At 67.1% G+C, this 15,815-nt stretch carries 14 protein-coding genes; 7 read left to right on the top strand and 7 right to left on the bottom strand.

The window, feature by feature from the left end; all coding sequences use genetic code 11:
* Positions 1 to 98: 98 nt before the first annotated feature.
* The 4 genes from DAT35_RS15495 to DAT35_RS15480 form a co-directional block, all read right to left on the bottom strand.
* Entirely contained in the window at positions 99 to 302 is a 204-nt protein-coding gene (locus tag DAT35_RS15495; RefSeq protein WP_158501716.1) for a hypothetical protein, read from the bottom strand.
* A gap of 463 nt (positions 303 to 765) precedes the next feature.
* Complete coding sequence (gene metH / locus DAT35_RS15490) at positions 766 to 3,456, bottom strand: methionine synthase (RefSeq protein ID WP_108067752.1); 2,691 nt, start codon at positions 3,454 to 3,456, stop codon at positions 766 to 768.
* Positions 3,457 to 3,478: 22 nt separating this feature from the next.
* On the bottom strand, positions 3,479 to 4,543 hold the full coding sequence (locus tag DAT35_RS60700) for a homocysteine S-methyltransferase family protein (protein WP_108067751.1): 1,065 nt from the start codon (positions 4,541 to 4,543) through the stop codon (positions 3,479 to 3,481).
* A complete protein-coding gene (locus tag DAT35_RS15480; RefSeq protein ID WP_108067750.1) occupies positions 4,540 to 5,496 on the bottom strand; it encodes a metalloregulator ArsR/SmtB family transcription factor in 957 nt (318 codons plus the stop codon). The genes DAT35_RS60700 and DAT35_RS15480 overlap by 4 nt, the downstream gene beginning before the upstream one ends.
* A 231-nt stretch (positions 5,497 to 5,727) precedes the next feature.
* Between DAT35_RS15480 and DAT35_RS15475 the strand changes: the two genes are divergently transcribed.
* Together DAT35_RS15475 and DAT35_RS15470 are read left to right on the top strand one after the other, a co-directional pair.
* A complete protein-coding gene (locus DAT35_RS15475) occupies positions 5,728 to 6,300 on the top strand; it encodes a tRNA-uridine aminocarboxypropyltransferase (protein WP_108067749.1) in 573 nt (190 codons plus the stop codon).
* 119 nt (positions 6,301 to 6,419) lie between these two features.
* Positions 6,420 to 7,415 carry a hypothetical protein gene (locus tag DAT35_RS15470; RefSeq protein WP_108067748.1) on the top strand — a complete coding sequence of 332 codons (996 nt, stop codon included), beginning with the start codon at positions 6,420 to 6,422 and terminating at the stop codon, positions 7,413 to 7,415.
* 132 nt (positions 7,416 to 7,547) lie between these two features.
* Here DAT35_RS15470 and DAT35_RS61800 read toward each other — a convergent pair whose 3' ends face one another.
* Positions 7,548 to 7,673 (bottom strand): hypothetical protein, encoded by a 126-nt coding sequence (locus DAT35_RS61800; RefSeq protein ID WP_255415180.1) that lies wholly within the window; start codon positions 7,671 to 7,673, stop codon positions 7,548 to 7,550.
* A gap of 454 nt (positions 7,674 to 8,127) precedes the next feature.
* On the opposite strand from DAT35_RS61800, the gene DAT35_RS15465 reads away from it, so the two are divergent.
* Together DAT35_RS15465 and DAT35_RS15460 are read left to right on the top strand one after the other, a co-directional pair.
* Positions 8,128 to 8,271, top strand: coding sequence for a hypothetical protein (locus DAT35_RS15465; RefSeq protein WP_199242897.1), 144 nt, complete (start codon positions 8,128 to 8,130; stop codon positions 8,269 to 8,271).
* A gap of 166 nt (positions 8,272 to 8,437) precedes the next feature.
* On the top strand, positions 8,438 to 10,663 hold the full coding sequence (locus DAT35_RS15460) for a MopE-related protein (RefSeq protein WP_158501715.1): 2,226 nt from the start codon (positions 8,438 to 8,440) through the stop codon (positions 10,661 to 10,663).
* A gap of 1,282 nt (positions 10,664 to 11,945) precedes the next feature.
* On the opposite strand, the gene DAT35_RS60695 is transcribed toward DAT35_RS15460, so the two are convergent.
* On the bottom strand, positions 11,946 to 12,422 hold the full coding sequence (locus tag DAT35_RS60695) for a DUF2019 domain-containing protein (protein WP_369945718.1): 477 nt from the start codon (positions 12,420 to 12,422) through the stop codon (positions 11,946 to 11,948).
* Positions 12,423 to 12,744: 322 nt separating this feature from the next.
* Entirely contained in the window at positions 12,745 to 13,659 is a 915-nt protein-coding gene (locus tag DAT35_RS15450) for a ribose-phosphate pyrophosphokinase (protein ID WP_108067746.1), read from the bottom strand.
* A gap of 194 nt (positions 13,660 to 13,853) precedes the next feature.
* Between DAT35_RS15450 and DAT35_RS15445 the strand changes: the two genes are divergently transcribed.
* From DAT35_RS15445 to DAT35_RS15435, 3 genes are read left to right on the top strand one after another with little or no spacing between them, the layout of a single operon-like run.
* Positions 13,854 to 14,552 carry a phosphoribosyltransferase gene (locus DAT35_RS15445; protein WP_108067745.1) on the top strand — a complete coding sequence of 233 codons (699 nt, stop codon included), beginning with the start codon at positions 13,854 to 13,856 and terminating at the stop codon, positions 14,550 to 14,552.
* A gap of 19 nt (positions 14,553 to 14,571) precedes the next feature.
* On the top strand, positions 14,572 to 15,261 hold the full coding sequence (locus DAT35_RS15440) for a dienelactone hydrolase family protein (protein ID WP_108067744.1): 690 nt from the start codon (positions 14,572 to 14,574) through the stop codon (positions 15,259 to 15,261).
* Positions 15,262 to 15,304: 43 nt separating this feature from the next.
* A complete protein-coding gene (locus DAT35_RS15435) occupies positions 15,305 to 15,799 on the top strand; it encodes an archease (protein WP_199242896.1) in 495 nt (164 codons plus the stop codon).
* The last annotated feature ends 16 nt before the right edge of the window (positions 15,800 to 15,815 follow it).

Raw genomic sequence — 15,815 nt, 5'->3', positions numbered from 1 at the left:
CACCATGCGGGAAGACCGGGCTCGACTGAGCTCGGTCGAGCCCGCAGAGGCCCATGTTTCACATGAACCTGCGAACATGGGCTCCTGCCATCCATGCATTAGCAGCTACAGGGGGTTGTTTCTTTCTGCCAGTTCCAGTTGGTACAGGTGTACCAGTACTTGTCCTTCCCACAGACCCGGGTCCCACAGGGCTGGCTGTAGAGCTTCACGCCGTTGCAGGTCTCGCCAATGGCGCAGTTGCAGGCAAGCATGGACGGATCAGGTTCCGAGCTGGTGTCGACTTCGGACTCCACGCTCTGCATGCAATTGGATTCCATGCTCTGGGAGGAGCCTTGTTCCTCGGTACTGGAGGGGGCAGTTCCCTGAGTGGCGCTGCCCGCCGCATTCAGGGGAATGACCATCGTCACGACAAGTGCACCCAGGGCCAGACCCATACAAGAAAACAGGGATGTTTTCATGACACCTTCCAGCGTAATGAAGATGAGCTGCTTGTGTTGTCCAATGGCAAATGTGCCGTGCAGACTCTACACGCACAGCCCGTGAAGTGCAAAATGGCCGCGGTTGCGCGCCAGGAGCGAAGACGCCGTGGCGCCTCGTGAGGTTTGCCCGAGGCGCAGGGCCAACCGCGCACATGCCGTGGGCAATCCCAGGTGCTCCACACGGACGCGGGGGCGAGGCTTCGCCCAGGGGGAGCTGCTCACCCTGGTCTACAAGACGCCGTCCGTGCGCGACAACAGCGGCGCCATCACCTGCAACTCGCCGCGCTCAGGCCGCCACGCTCGCCGGGGCGGCGACCTCCTCGTCGAGGTTGGGGCCGAGCCAGCGCGCCGCCTCGTCGATGCTCATGCCCTTGCGCCGCGCGTAGTCCTCCAGCTGATCCAGGCCGATCTTCCCCAGCCCGAAGTACCTCGCCTCGGGGTGGTTGAAGTAGAAGCCGCTGACGCTGCTGGCCGGCGTCATCGCGAAGCTCTCCGTGAGGGACACGCCCGTGGCGGCCGTGGCGTTGAGCAGCGCGAAGAGCGTGCCCTTCTCCGTGTGCTCCGGGCACGCGGGGTAGCCCGGCGCCGGACGGATGCCCCGGTACTGCTCGCGGATGAGCTGCTCGTTGGTCAGGTCCTCCAGCTTGCCGAAGCCGCAGAACTCCCGGGCTCGCTTGTGCATCAGCTCCGCCAGGGCCTCGGCAAGCCGATCCCCCAGCGCCTGCACCATGATGGCCGAGTAGTCGTCGTGCTTCGCGCGGAAGGAGTTCGCGAAGGCCTCCACACCCAGGCCCGCCGTCACCACGAAGCCACCGCAGTAGTCGAGGCGGCCGGACTCCCGGGGCGCCACGAAGTCCGCCAGGCACAGGTAGGGCTGCTCCTGGGGCTTCTCCGCCTGCTGCCGCAGCATGCGCAGGTGGCCGAGCACCTTCTTGCGCGACTCGTCCGTGTACAGCTCGACGTCATCCCCCACCGCGTTGCAGGGCCAGAAGCCCAGCACGGCGCGCGCGGTGAAGCGCTTCTCGTCGACGATGCGCTTGAGCAGCACGCGCGCGTCTTCATAGAGCTTGCGCGCCTCGGCGCCCACCTTGGCGTCCTCCAGGATGCGCGGGAAGGCGCCATACAGCTCCCAGGCGTTGAAGAATGGGCCCCAGTCGATGAAGGGCACCACCTCGCTCAACGGCACGTCCTGGTACACCCGCGTGCCCAGGAAGGCGGGCCGGGGGATGTCCACCGAGTCCCAGTCGCAGGTGGCCCGGCGTGCCCGCACCTCCTTGAGCGGCAGCAGCCGGCGCCGCACCCGGCGCGAGGTGAAGTCCTCGCGCGCCTGGCGCTGCTTGTCCGTCACCTCCGCGAGGAAGCCCGGCTTCTGCTCGGGAGACAGCAGGGCGCTCACCACGTTCACCACCCGCGAGGCGTCGAGCACGTGCACCACGCCGGGCTCGTACTCGGGCGCGATCTTCACCGAGGTGTGCGGCTGGCTGGTGGTGGCGCCGCCGATGAGCAGCGGCACCTCGAAGCGCAGGCGCTTCATCTCCCGGGCGACGTTCACCATCTCGTCGAGCGACGGGGTGATGAGGCCCGACAGGCCGACGACGTCCACGCCCTGCTCCCGGGCCGTGGAGAGGATCTTCTCGCACGGCACCATCACGCCCAGGTCGATGACCTCGTAGTTGTTGCAGGCCAGCACCACGCCCACGATGTTCTTGCCGATGTCGTGCACGTCGCCCTTCACCGTGGCGAGCAGCACCTTGCCCTGCGAGCGCGCCGTGCCGCCGGCCTCCTGGTGGCGGCGCTTCTCCTCCTCCATGAAGGGCGTGAGCCACGCCACCGCGCGCTTCATCACGCGCGCGGACTTCACCACCTGCGGCAGGAACATCTTGCCCGCACCGAACAGGTCGCCCACCACGCGCATGCCATCCATGAGCGGCCCCTCGATGATGTCCAGGGGCCGCTTATAGAGCAGCCGCGCCTCCTCGGTGTCCGCGTCGATGAAGGCATCGATGCCCTTGACGAGCGCGTGCGACAGCCGCTCGGCCACCGGCGCCTTGCGCCACGCCAGGTCCTCCTTCACCTCGGCCTTGGAGCCGCCGCCATCCCGCGCCTTCATCTCGTCGGCCAGGGCGATGAGCCGGTCCGTCGCGTCCGGACGGCGGTTGAGCAGCACATCCTCCACGCACACGAGCAGGTCCTTGGGAATCTCCTCGTACACGCCCAGCATGCCGGCGTTGACGATTCCCATGTCCATGCCCGCGGCGACCCCGTGGTACAGGAAGGCCGCGTGGATGGCCTCGCGCACCGGGTTGTTGCCGCGGAACGAGAAGGACACGTTCGACACGCCACCGGACACCTTCGCGTGCGGCAGCGTGGCCTTGATGAGGCGCGTGGCCTCGAAGAAGTCCACCGCGTAGCTGTTGTGCTCCTCGATGCCCGTGGCCACGGTGAGGATGTTGGGATCGAAGATGATGTCTTCCGGCGGGAAGCCCACCTGGTCCACCAGGAGCCGGTAGGCGCGCGTGCAGATGCGCACCTTGTCGTCGCGCGTGGCCGCCTGGCCCTGCTCGTCGAAGGCCATCACCACGGTGGCGGCGCCATAGCGGCGGATGAGGCGCGCGCGGCGCAGGAACTCCGCCTCGCCGTCCTTGAGCGAGATGGAGTTGACGATTCCCTTGCCCTGGATGCACTTGAGTCCCGCCTCCAGCACGCTCCACTTGGAGGAGTCGAGCATCAGCGGCACCCGGCAGATCTCCGGCTCGGCGGCGATGAGGTTGAGGAACTTCACCATCGTCGCCTCGCCGTCGATGAGCGCCTCATCCACGTTGATGTCGAGGATGTTGGCGCCGGACTCCACCTGCTGGCGGGCGATGGACAGACAAGCGTCCCAGTCTCCGGCCTTCAGGGCCTTGGCGAACTTCGGAGAGCCGGTGATGTTGGTGCGCTCGCCAACGAGCTGGAAGCGCGTAGCCTGATTCGTCACGACGGGGCCTTCTTTCTACGGCTCACGGAACGAGGAGCGGTTCGAGACCACTGAGGCGCAGGAGGTGCGAGGGGGGCTGGAGGACGCGGTGGGCGAAGGGGCGCACGGCGGTGGCGATGGCGGCGATGTGTGCCGGCGTCGAGCCGCAGCAGCCGCCCACCATGTTCACCCAGCCCTGACGGGCGAAGTCGCTCAACGCCCGGGCCATGTCCGCGGGCGTCTCGTCATAGCCGCCGAACGCGTTGGGCAGGCCCGCGTTGGGGTAGCAGGTGACATGGCACTCGGCGACCGCCGACAGCTCCTGGAGGTAGGGCCGCATGTCCTTGGCGCCCAGCGCGCAGTTGATGCCCACGCTGAAGGGCCGGGCGTGCCGGATGGAGTGGTAGAAGGCGGTGATGGTCTGCCCCGACAGCGTGCGCCCCGAGGCGTCGGTGATGGTGACGGACACCATCACCGGCACGCGCACGCCCAGCTCCTCGAAGCAGCTGTCGATGGCGAAGAGCGCGGCCTTGGCGTTGAGCGTGTCGAAGATGGTCTCCACCAGCAGCACGTCCACGCCGGCGCGCAGCATGGCGCGCACCTGCTCGGCGTAGGAGGCCACCACCTCGTCCCAGTTCACCGCGCGGTAGTCCGGGCGGTTGACGTCCGGGGACATGGACAGCGTACGGTTGAGCGGCCCGATGGCGCCCGCGACGAAGCAGCGGCGGCCCGGCGTGGCGGCCTCGGCGGCCACCGCGGCCCGGCGGGCACACTGGACCGCCGCCTCGTTCAGCTCCGTCACGATGGAGCCCAGCTCGTAGTCCGCCTGGGCGATGGACGTGCTGCTGAACGTGTTGGTCTCCACCATGTCGGCGCCCGCGGCGAAGTAGCGCGCGTGGATCTCCTCGATGATGTCCGGCCGCGTGAGGCACAGCAGATCGTTGTTGCCCTTGAGATCCTTGGGGTGTGCCTGGAAGCGCGTGCCCCGGAAGTCGGCCTCGGTGAGCGGGTAGCTCTGGATCATCGAGCCCATGGCGCCGTCGAGCACGGCGATGCGCTGGGAGAACAGCTGCTCGAGCTCCTGGGTGGTGTGCGCGGGTCGGATCATGACGCTCTCGTGCCTGGGGAGGACTTGCGAAGGGGAAGCGGGACCGGAAGCGCCTCGGAGATGGCGCGCGTTCCCGTGAGGAGGAAGGCCTTGAAGGGGGAGGCCACGTCCCGGGGCGCGGACACGAGCGTGGGCGCCTCCAGCCCCGCTTCCCGTAGCAGCTCGCGCAGCGTGTCCGGCTCGAAGCCCAGGTGCTGGTGCCCCAGCCGTGAGCGCACCCACTGCTCGTCATGCGGCAGCAGCTCCAGCACCACCATGCGCCCGCCGGGCTTGAGCAGGCGCGCGCCCTCGGTCAGCACCCGCGCGCACGACTCCACGTGGTGCAGGCTCTGCGAGAGCACCACCAGGTCATACGCCGCGCTCTTGAGCGGCAGCTCCTCCAGGTTGGCCTCGAGGAAGGTGATGTTGTGCAGGCCCTGGCGCTCGGCCTCCGCGCGGGCCTTGCCCAGCGCCGAGGCGCTGCGGTCGATGGCCGTCACGTGCCGGGCCCAGCGCGCCATCTCCATCGTCAACACGCCCGTGCCACACCCGAAGTCCACCCAGTCCAGCGGTGGCAACAGGCTCGCGAGTGCCGCGGCCCACAGCCGCCAGGACTGGCCGGGCTCGAGCAGCTTCTCGTTGAGCGTGTGCACGTCCTCGCGCCGCTGCAGCAGGTCCGTCAGCCGCGCCAGGTCCCCATGCTCGTCGGGCGCTTCCTTGGCCAGCCGGATGAGCGGCCAGAGTGGCGCCTTCTCGTCCACCGCCAGCGAGTAATAGGTGAAGCCGCCCTGGCGCTCCTCGCGGATGAGGTCCAACGCCTTGAGCCGGGTCAGGTGGTGCGACACCGACGACTGCGCCACCCCCACCAGGGACACCACCTCGGACACGTTGAGCCGCGCCTCACCCACCAGCCGCAGGATGCGCAGCCGCGTGGGGTCGCCCAGGGTCTTGAAGGCTTCGGTCAGTTCCTGCATCTCGACGTATGAAGATACATCGATGCCGCCTGCACCACAAGCGGGAACTCAAGAAGAACAAGGGGTTTCTCTCCTGACGGCATCCGGGCCTTCCAGGATTGGCACGGCTCTCCAGGAGTCGTGCAGGGGGGACGCATCGAGGAGATGAAGCGGCTGGGGGGGGGGCCAGAGGGAGCCTCGGGTCCAGCTTCTCTTCCCCGGGCCAGCGGAAGCGGAAGAGGATGGCGCAGGATGTCCCATCGCGTTTTCCCCCGGCCCCGCTGTCCGCGCTGCAACCTCCCCTCGCACCTGTGCCTGTGCGCGGAGATACCCCGGGTGGAGACGCGCACCCGGCTCCTGCTCCTGCAGCACGTGATGGAGATCGCGAAGAAGAGCAACACCGGACGGGTGGCCGCGCTGGCCCTCGCGAACGTCCGGCTGCTCACCTATGGCTCACCGGCCGAGTTCCTCGACACCGCCCTGCTCTCCGAGCCCGGCACCTGGCTGCTCTACCCCGATGGTCCCACCGCGCCGTCGGACGCCCCGCCCCCCAGGCAACTGGTGGTGCTGGATGCGAGCTGGTCACAGGCGCGGCGGATGACCCAACGGCTCCCCGTGCTGCGCGCGCTCCCCCGGCTGGTGCTGCCGCCGCCCGAGCCCGGATTGCTCCGGCTGCGCGAGCCCACGCATCCCTCCGGCATGTCCACCCTGGATGCCATCGCCCGCGCGGTGTCGGCCCTCGAAGGACCCGACGTGGCGGCCCCCTTGGAGCGGCTGGCCGCGCTCCGGGTTCAGCGGATCGCCGAGTGCGGAACGCTCATGTGAGCCGCGGATACTCCTTGGAATTTCCAAGAAACAGGAAATGTCCGCTTAAATTGAAAACCCGAGCCAGGACGTGGTACGAGGGACACGACAACATCCTCCGTCTTTCCAGGAGATGACCCGTGTTCAAGTCGATTGGCGGCAAGAAGCCGTCCCTCCCGAGCATCCAGGCTCCGCGAACCCCAGCGTCCAGCAGCTCGGTGCCCGCTCCGGCGACTCCCCAGGCTCGCACCGGCTCTTCCTCGCCCGGGAGCGGCGATGGATTCTCCGGCTCGAGCTCGTCGGCGGTCGGTTACGTGCCCGCGAAGACCATCCCCATGCCACCCCCGAAGGCACCGGGAGGCACGAACGTCTCGGCGAACCTCGCGAGCAATCCCGTGATGTTCACGGCGAACAACGTCCTCAACGTCAACAACACGGTGCCGCCGCCGGGTCTGCCGCTGCCCACGCCGAACCAGACCTTCGTGCCCGCCGCTCATTCCACCGTCACCGTCAACGCCTACCAGCACAATCCCGGGGACAAGACCAAGGTGGGCAACGCGAACCTGGCCTTCAATCCCGAGGGAGGTCAGGGCCTGCAGGCGCATTACCTGCACTACCTGTCGGCGGATATGGGTCGCTACGCGGGCATCAGTGGCGTGCCCCAGCATCCCCCGCCCGGCGCGCCGACGACCATCATCACGGGACAGCTCAATGGCTGCGCCGTGCACGCCTTCCACGACAAGAACACCCAGACGCTGTCTTTCGTGCACCACGCCGACTTCTCGAAGAACGGCCAGGCGGAGTTGGCGGACTTCCTGAGGAGGAATCCGAACCTGCAGCACGCCGCCACGCTCGGGCCCGCGGATTACTCGCACCCCACCAGCATGAAGTTGAAGGATGGAACGCCCCTGGCAACGGGTGCCACGGTCTTCGCCCAGTATGAAAGGCCCAGGCCTGCTCAGCCCGGTCAGCCCGCGCAGCAGGGACAGTGGGTCATGGTGGGCCAGCTCCATCAGCAAAAGCCCAACGCGTACCAGGAAGGGCGTCCCGAGCTCATGCGTCCGGACTTCAGCCACCTGGCAGAGAAGCCCTCGCAGTTCCTGTACGTCCCTGTTCCCCCGCCCCGGGACGAGTAATCCCAGCGCAGGGACTCCGGTGCCTATGTCTTCGCGGCGCGCTTCCTGGCCAGGTGGTGCACTTCCGGAAGCGCTGGCTCAAGCGGTTCATCATGGCTTTGCGCAGGGCCGGGCTGGCGATTCCCACCCTCCCTACTTGCGACGCCCGAAGACGTAGTGGTTGTCGTTCGCGTGGAAGATGTCGATGGAGACGGCCGAAGGCATCTCGCCAACAGGGCCGGGAGACAGGGGCGTGCTCGGGAGCCCACTTCCGGGCATCCTCTCTCCATCATGAGTCGATCGGGGTCTCCGCCCCATCCACGGCCGCCTTGGCGGTCAAGCAGAGCAAGAGCACACTATTGGCTGCTGCGGTGACTGCGCCTCCAGTGGAGGTGACGAGGGTGGGGTCAGCGGCGCCGTTGGTGAAGCCGCCCCCAGCGTAGCCGCCACAGGCACTGCTTCCACGCCAGCGCGAGCTGAATGAAACGCTTCATTTCGTGCCCCCGGCGCAACGTCACTGCGAGGGACATCAACACAGCGCTCTTGCTGGGCAGTGGCGTGACGGACACTTTGGGCAGCGCCGTTACACCCCACAAGAAACATGCAGAGCAGCACAGCCCACGCGCGTGACATGCAGCGCCTCCTGGCGTTGACTCCTTCCACACAGAGTTCGATTCGAGATTACGGATAGGTCGTGCGTTCATGCCAACACGATCCGCGTGTAGACGTCCGCTTGAACGGCACGAGCGCCCCGACGGGCAAGCCTTTCAAGCTGGAGATGAGCACGGTGGGCCGCTGGAAGGACGGCGTCATGGTCGAGGAGTTCCTGTTCTGGGACAACCCGATGTTCATGAAGCAGATCGGGCTCGTGCAGTAGTGCTCTGGGAGATCACCCCGAGAAAATGGGCTTTCGCGGTGAGTGAACGCTCTGTAGGGTGCGCGCCGATTTTTTCGAGGCAGAGGAGAGTTCAATGAAGAAGAAGTTGTCGGGGCCCCGGATTTTGTGGGCGGTATTTTTGGGCCTGTTTGTGACGGCTTGTGTAGTGGATGACTCGGAAGGTGACCTGCGCGAGAGCGAGCTCTCGGCGCAAACGGGAGAAGCGCTGCCCTCCGACGCAAAGGACGAACGGACCGTGGCCGCCGCGCTCGTCACCAGCGGCCCCGTGACGAAGGCCCTCTCCGCCGGTAACACCCACTCCCTGGTCCTGCGCACGGACGGCTCGGTGTGGGCGTGGGGACAGAACTCATTTGGGCAGCTTGGAAACGGGACGCTGACCCTCAGCCCCGTCCCGCTCCGCGTGACGGGACTCCCCGTCATCAAGGCGATCGCCGCGGGCAGGAACCACTCGCTCGCGCTCGGGGTGGACGGCTCGGTCTGGGCCTGGGGCCAGAACGCCTCGGGCCAGCTCGGGGATGGAACGACGACCGGCCGCCTGACGCCCGTGTCCGTGACCATTCCGGGAGGCGCCGTGGCCATCGCCGGAGGCCTGAACCACTCGCTGGCCATTGCCGCCGATGGCAGTGTCTACGCGTGGGGCGCCAACAGCGATGGCCAGCTCGGGGATGGAACGACGAACGCCCGGCTGACGCCGGTCCACCTCAGCCTGCCTGCCACCATCGTGGCCATTTCGGCGGGGTGGTTCCACTCGATGGCGCTGGGGGCGGACGGACATGTGTGGACGTGGGGCCGCAACCTCAATGGGCAGATCGGCAATGGGAGCGCCTCGAGCGTCAATCAGCTCACGCCGTACCAGGTGAACCTGGCGCTCCCAGCCACCGCCATTGCTGCCGGAGCCACCCACGCATTGGCGCTGCTCTCCAATCAGAGCGTGGTGGGGTGGGGACAGAACACCAATGGACAGCTGGGCAACGGGACGACCGCCACGGCGCAGAGCACGCCCGTGGCGGCGGCGCTCACGGGGGCGGTGAAGTCCATCGCCACGGGAGGCAACTTCTCGCTGGCCATCGACGCCACCGGGGCCGCCTGGGGCTGGGGCCAGAACAGCTGGGGCCAGCTGGGCGACGGGACGCTCACCCAGCGTACCAGCCCGGTGCAGGTGCAGGGGTTGAGTGATGCGCTGGCGATCTCCGCGGGACTCTCCCACTCCCTGGCGCTGCGTCCCGGCTGCCCGTTCTGGGCCTGGGGGCTGAACTCCTCGGGGCAGCTGGGCGATGGCACGCAGACCAATCATTCCACCATGACCCAGACGCAGTTGCTGAACATCTACTTCTACGATCTCGATACCGATGGCTATGGAGGCGACCTGTTTCCCTCCGAGGAGGGCTGCCAGCCTTCAAGCCCCGAGTACGTGGAGCAGGGCCTGGACTGCGATGACTTCGATTCCACGCTCAATCCTGGAGCCACGGAGGTATGCGATGGCCGGGACAACAACTGCAATGGACAGGTGGATGACGGGGCGTCCGGGGGCACCTGGTATCGCGACGCGGATAACGATGGGTATGGCAATCCGGCGGTGATCACCCATGCCTGCGCGAAGCCCACGGGCTACGTGTCCAACTCCGCGGACTGCAACGACGACCTGGCCAGCGTGAAGCCTGGAGCCACCGAGGTGTGCAACAAGGTGGATGACAACTGCAATGGCTCCATCGACGAGGGGCTTCCCGTGAGCACCTGGTACCGCGACGCGGATGGGGACAGGCGCGGCAATCCATCGGTGATCGTCCAGACGTGCTCGGCACCGTCCGGTTACGTGTCTGACTACAGCGATTGCGACGATACCAACGCCACGTTGCCTCGCTATTACTCCTGGGATGCCGATGGAGATGGTTATGGACAGGGTTTTGTTGCGGGCCCCGCCCCCGGCCCCGCTTCCTACCTGGGCTGCACTCAGCTGGTGGGCTACGCCGCTAATTCCGACGACTGCAACGACAGCAACTCCTTCGTGCATCCTGGAGCCACCGAGGTGTGCGACAGGATGGACAACAACTGCGATGGCTCCGTCGACGAAGGCTGCTCGTGCTCGGCGTGGTTCAGCAGTCCCACGGTTCCCAGTGGTGGCACGGCGACCTTCGGTTTCTCAGCGTCGGGCTCCTACCCCGCGGGCTCAAAGGCCTACTTGTATGGAACAAGGAATGGCGTGGTGGATACGAATGGCACGTTCTCCTACGACCAACTCACGTTCTCCTTCCTCGTCCTCAACTCCCCCGGCCTCGAAGGCTACTATCAGAGGTATCTCATCATCCGAGGGCCTAACAACGTAGACCTCTGCAGGACCAACACCGTCTCCCAGACGTTCCTCCCTCCGTAGTCCTTCCACGTGTTGTGGTGGACAGGGTCCTATCCCCTTGGGGGTAGGGCCCTGCGATGTTCTTCGAGGGAGACGGTGTGCCCCGTGGGAGGTGAAGCGGGCGTGCTGCATCAGTCCTTGCGCAAGGACGAAATCGAAAGAATGGCCCGTGGCCATCAGAGCCGAGTGTGCTCCTGATGACTACGCGGCATGCATGGAGGACTGCATGCTGGAGATGGAAAGGAGAGGCTGGAAGTGAGGGGGCGCGCGTGGCTTGTCGTCCTGTTGGCCGTTCTGCTGCCGCTCCTATTGATATGGGCCTCGACCAGGCTGCTGCTGGGTGGTCTCTATGCATCTACTGCGCGCGAGGACGACCACAGGTTCGTCCCAATTCTTGCGCCAGACGAGACGAGACGGTTGCTCTCGTTCGATAGAAATTGTCAGGGTGATGCGGACTGTGATGCTCCGCTCGTCTGTCTTCCAGCCCAGCTCCTGCTCAGGAGAGCCTGTGTGGCCAGCACTTGTACAACGGACGCAGATTGTAGCGGAGGCCTCTCCTGCCATTCGATTGCAGCAGGCGAACGCGTGGTTCGCATGTGTGGTGCTCCGGGTGAGGTCGCGGAGGGGAAGCTATGCATGGAGTTGCCCCGCTTGCGGAGATGGGCGTGCGCGCCGGGCCTGGAGTGTACTCACACGAAATGCCGCCGCCCCTGTCAGCCCCAGGAGCCCCGGAGTTGTCCAGAAGGTTTCTACTGCCATGCGGCGGATGCGAAGGGCTCCGTGTGTCTGCCGACCTGCGAGGGGCGCACCTGCCCCGAAGGGCAACGATGCGTGGCTTTGGAGCACGGCATATCGATTTGCGCGCGGGTCCAGGGTACGGATTGTCAACTCCATCCCTGCCCGGCGGGTCAAGTCTGCGAAGTCTCGGCCCGCGAGTCCCAGAATCGCGTGGGGATGATGTGTCTGCGCTCGTGCGGCCCTCAGGCGCCATCGTGTCCCGAGGGCTTCTCGTGTATGGGTGATCGCTGTATCCAGAGTTGCAAAGCGGATGCGCCGGGCACCTGCGGGCCGCTGGAGAAATGCGCAGGGGCGAGTGAGGACCAACCCGGGTTGTGTCTGTTCGACCTCGACAAGTGAGGTGTGAGCCTGCCCCGATTTTGTGGCTCTCCCGCACTTCGCGTGGTTCTGCGGCGGCAAGCAGGCGAGCATCTCTCATGCAACCGACGCGATGACCGCAGGTTTCACACAAACTGCGGGAGAGCCACGTAATCGGGGCAAGCCCACTTGCTCGCCCTGTTCTAGATCAACCTCCAGGTTTGTCCCGCTTGCTCCCTCTCCGTCTATCAGTAGCGGCGCGCTCCGTGCGTGGTCGGCTGCGCTTGGTCGGCGGTGCCGGAGGGGCTTCTTTTGACTGCCCCGTATCATCCTCGGCAGGGTCCAGTGCCCAAGTGCCCTCTTCCCACCGCTTCAAGGCTTCGGAAGCTCCGAACGGAACCAACCCTTGCCCCTTTGCTGCCTGTTCCAGAACTGCTTTGGCCTCCGCTGTCCGATGGCGGAGCAGGAACACAGCAGCCATTACCCGCACGTCCATGCGAGGATGTGAGAACAGCACCGCGAGCGCGTCGCGCCCAGTATCTCCGTGAGAGCGAAGTTGCATGAATGCGGCTATGAATTTCTTGGCGTGCTTGTTTCCGGCCCTTGCATCTCCCTTGAAAATCTCCTCATTCTGGGCTTGCACGTGATAAGCAAACTCTTCAATGAGCTTTTCGAAACTCTTCACAATATCCCACTCTGTACGTTCTTGATTGCAAGCAGGCCAAACGCTCGCTGCGCCTCGTAAGACTGGCTGCTCAGCCATTTCCGAACGCCGAAAAGGGTGTCAGACGACTCGGAGGGCCTCCGGTCGCGAGTCGTGCGGACTGGTCCGACCACAGGGTTGGTCGGAACAGCGGATTGAGCCTGAGCGGCTGGAGGGCATGGCGAATGCCCTTCTCTCTGCCAAGACTGGGGGCTTCCTCGCTCGGCCGCCACTCCCTATCTGTTCTGACCAACCCTGCCATCGGACCAGTTGCTCGAAAGCGCGCCCGGGAGCGCCGCCTCCCTCAGCGCCCGGTGCCCGTGACGCGGCGGATGGCGTCTGCGAGCAGCGGGGCGAGGCTCACCACCTCGTGCTGGAAGGGCAGGTCCGTGCGGTGCAACACGCTGTCGGTGGAGATGAGGCGGTGGATGGGTGCCTTGCTCAGTCGCTCCACCGCGGGGCCCACCAATAGCGCGTGGGTGGCCACCACGGTCACCTCGTTTGCGCAGCCCGCCTCCCGCACTGCCTCCACCGTCGCCGCGATGGTGCCCGCCGTGGAGATGAGGTCGTCCACGATGATGGGCCGCAGCCCTCGCACCTCGCCCACCAGGCCCCGGACGTTCACCTCGGAGCCGCTCGTCCGGCTCTTGTGCACGATGGCCAGTGGCAATCCGAGCTGACGCGCATAGCGCTCGGCCAGCTTCACCGCGCCCAGGTCCGGAGACACCACCACCGCGCCCGGGCCCGCGTAGGGCCTCGCGGCCTCGGCCAGCAGGGTCCCCGCGTTGAGGTGCTCCAGCGGCATGGCGAAGCAGCCCTCCAGCGAGGGCGTGTGCAGGTTCACCGCCACCAGCCGCTCGAAGTGTCCGCGCTCCAGCAGGTCCGCCACCAGCTTGCCGCCGAGCGCCTCGCCGACGTTGCTGCGCCGGTCCTGCCGCGCGTAACCGAAGTAGGGCAGCACCGCCATGAGCCGCGTCGCGCCTCCGCGCCAGCACGCGTCCGCCATCAGCAGCAGCTCCAGCAGGTTCTCCCCCACGGGCGGCACGGTGGGTTGAATCAGGCACACGCTCCGCCCTCGCACGTCCTCCTGGAGCTCCACGTGCAGCTCGCCGTCCGGGAAGCGCTCGAGGTGGCACTTGCCCAGGTGGCGTCCGAGCGCCTGGGCGAGCGCATCACCCAAGGGGCGGTTGGCGGTGCCGCTGAAGACGGTCAGGTCCATGGTCCCTCCGCGGGCCCTCGGGCCGGGCTGGCCGTGGGGAGTGCTCGCATCATCCCTCATTCCGGCGGGACGTGGGGCGTGGGATTCGCGCACCCGTGCCGAGAGGGTGGCCATGCCCTCGGTGGGGCGTCGGGAGCCAATGGCGCGCCCCATGCTTCTCCTAGAGAGAAAGACCTTCGCCCTGGGGGGAGTTCATGCGCTTTCGAAACAGGAAGGACGCGGGCCAGCAGCTGGCGGCTCAATTGACGAAGTTCCGGGCCGAGTCGCCCCTGGTGCTCGGTCTGCCTCGTGGCGGCATTCCGGTGGCCTATGAGGTCGCCCGGACGCTCGGGGCTCCGTTGGACGTGTGGGTGGTGCGCAAGGTGGGGGCGCCGGGGCAGCCCGAGCTGGGGCTGGGGGCGGTGGCCGAGGGCGGGGCGCTCTTCCTGGACCGGGGAATGCTGCACTCGCTGGGCTTCTCCGAGACGGAGGTGATGCAGACGGCCGAGCGGGAAGCGGACGAGGTGACGGCCCGCGTCGCCCGTTTCCGGGGCCCTCATCCCCCGCCGGACCTCGAGGGCCGCACGGTCATCCTGGTGGACGACGGCGTGGCCACGGGCGGCACGGTGCGGGCGGCCATCCGGGCGCTGAGGGAGCGCAAGCCGGGAAGGATTGTCCTCGCGGTGCCGGTGGGCGCGGTGGAGTCGCTCGAGGTCTTGCGCGACGAGGTGGACGACCTGGTCACCGTCCATCCGGCCGAGTTCATGATGTCGGTGGGCGAGTTCTACGACGACTTCAACCAGACGTCCGACGAGGAGGTGCAGGAGCTGCTGGCGCGGGCACGCGGGCAGCGCCGCCGGGACGAAGGGAGCCCCGAGGCGGCGATGGACGCCGGGGACACCTGGTGGGTTTGAGCGCGAGAGGAGGAGCGACATGGCCGTGGAACGGGAAGTCGAGGTGATGGCGGGGCAGGCGAGGCTCGGAGGGACACTCGCGGTTCCGGAAGGGGCGCGGGGGTTGGTCATCTTCGCGCACGGAAGCGGGAGCAGCCGGCACAGCCCGCGCAACCGCTACGTGGCGTACTCGCTGCGGATGGCGGGGCTGGGGACGTTGCTGTTTGATCTGCTGACGGAGGACGAGGAAGCGCTGGACGAGGTGACGGCGGAGCTGCGCTTCGACATCGGCTTCCTGGCGAAGCGGTTGGCGGAGGTGACGGACTGGGTGTTCGCGAATCCGGAGCTGCGCCAGTTGAACGTGGGCTACTTCGGTTCGAGCACGGGGGCGGCGGCGGCGCTGGTGGCCGCGGCGGAGCGGACGGATGAGATTGGCGCGGTGGTGTCGAGGGGCGGGAGGCCGGACCTGGCGGGAGAGGCGCTCGAGCGGGTGATGGCGCCGACGCTGTTCGTCGTGGGCGGGGCGGACGACATCGTGCTGGACCTGAACCAGCGGGCGTTGGAGCGGCTGCGGGCGCCAATGAGGGCGATGGAGGTGATTCCGGGAGCGACGCACCTGTTCCCGGAGCCAGGAGCGCTGGAGCGGGTGGCGGAGCTGGCGGCGGGGTGGTTCAGGCGGTTCCTGGTGGGCTTGCCGCTGGGTCAGGAGACGAGGCCCTCGGCGCCCTGAGGTGCTCCGGCCCATGGTCCCTCTCCTTCGGGAGAGGGCCGGAGTGAGGGTCTTCCCGATGCAGGCAGAGCCGCCGAGAGAAACACCCACCCTCGGAGAGACACCTCCGGGGGGAGAAGGTGCCCATGCCTGGGGCCATCTGCGCCACGGCTCGGACATCGGCGTCTGGGGCCGGGGCCGCACGAGGGAGGAGGCCTTCGAGCGGGCCGCGGTGGCGCTCTGTGGGGTCATCACGGAGCCGTCGCGCGTTGTCCCCAGGGAGCCGGTGGAGGTGAGCTGCGAGGCGCCGGACGTGGAGGTGCTCTTCACGGACTGGTTGAACGCGCTCATCTACGAGATGTCGGTGCGGCGGATGCTCTTCAGCCGGTTCGAGGTGCGGCTCGCGGACGGGCACCTCGAGGGCCGGGCGTGGGGCGAGCCGGTAGAGGTGGAACGGCACGAGCCCGCGGTGGAGGTGAAGGCGGCCACGCTGACGGGGCTGGAGGTGAGGCGGGAGCCGGATGGGGGGTGGTACGCGCAATGCGTGGTCGACGTGTGACGCCGGCCCGCGGGAG

The organism is Vitiosangium sp. GDMCC 1.1324 (assembly GCF_003044305.1).
Taxonomy (GTDB): domain Bacteria; phylum Myxococcota; class Myxococcia; order Myxococcales; family Myxococcaceae; genus Archangium.
This window is presented reverse-complemented; position numbering and strand designations above follow the sequence as displayed.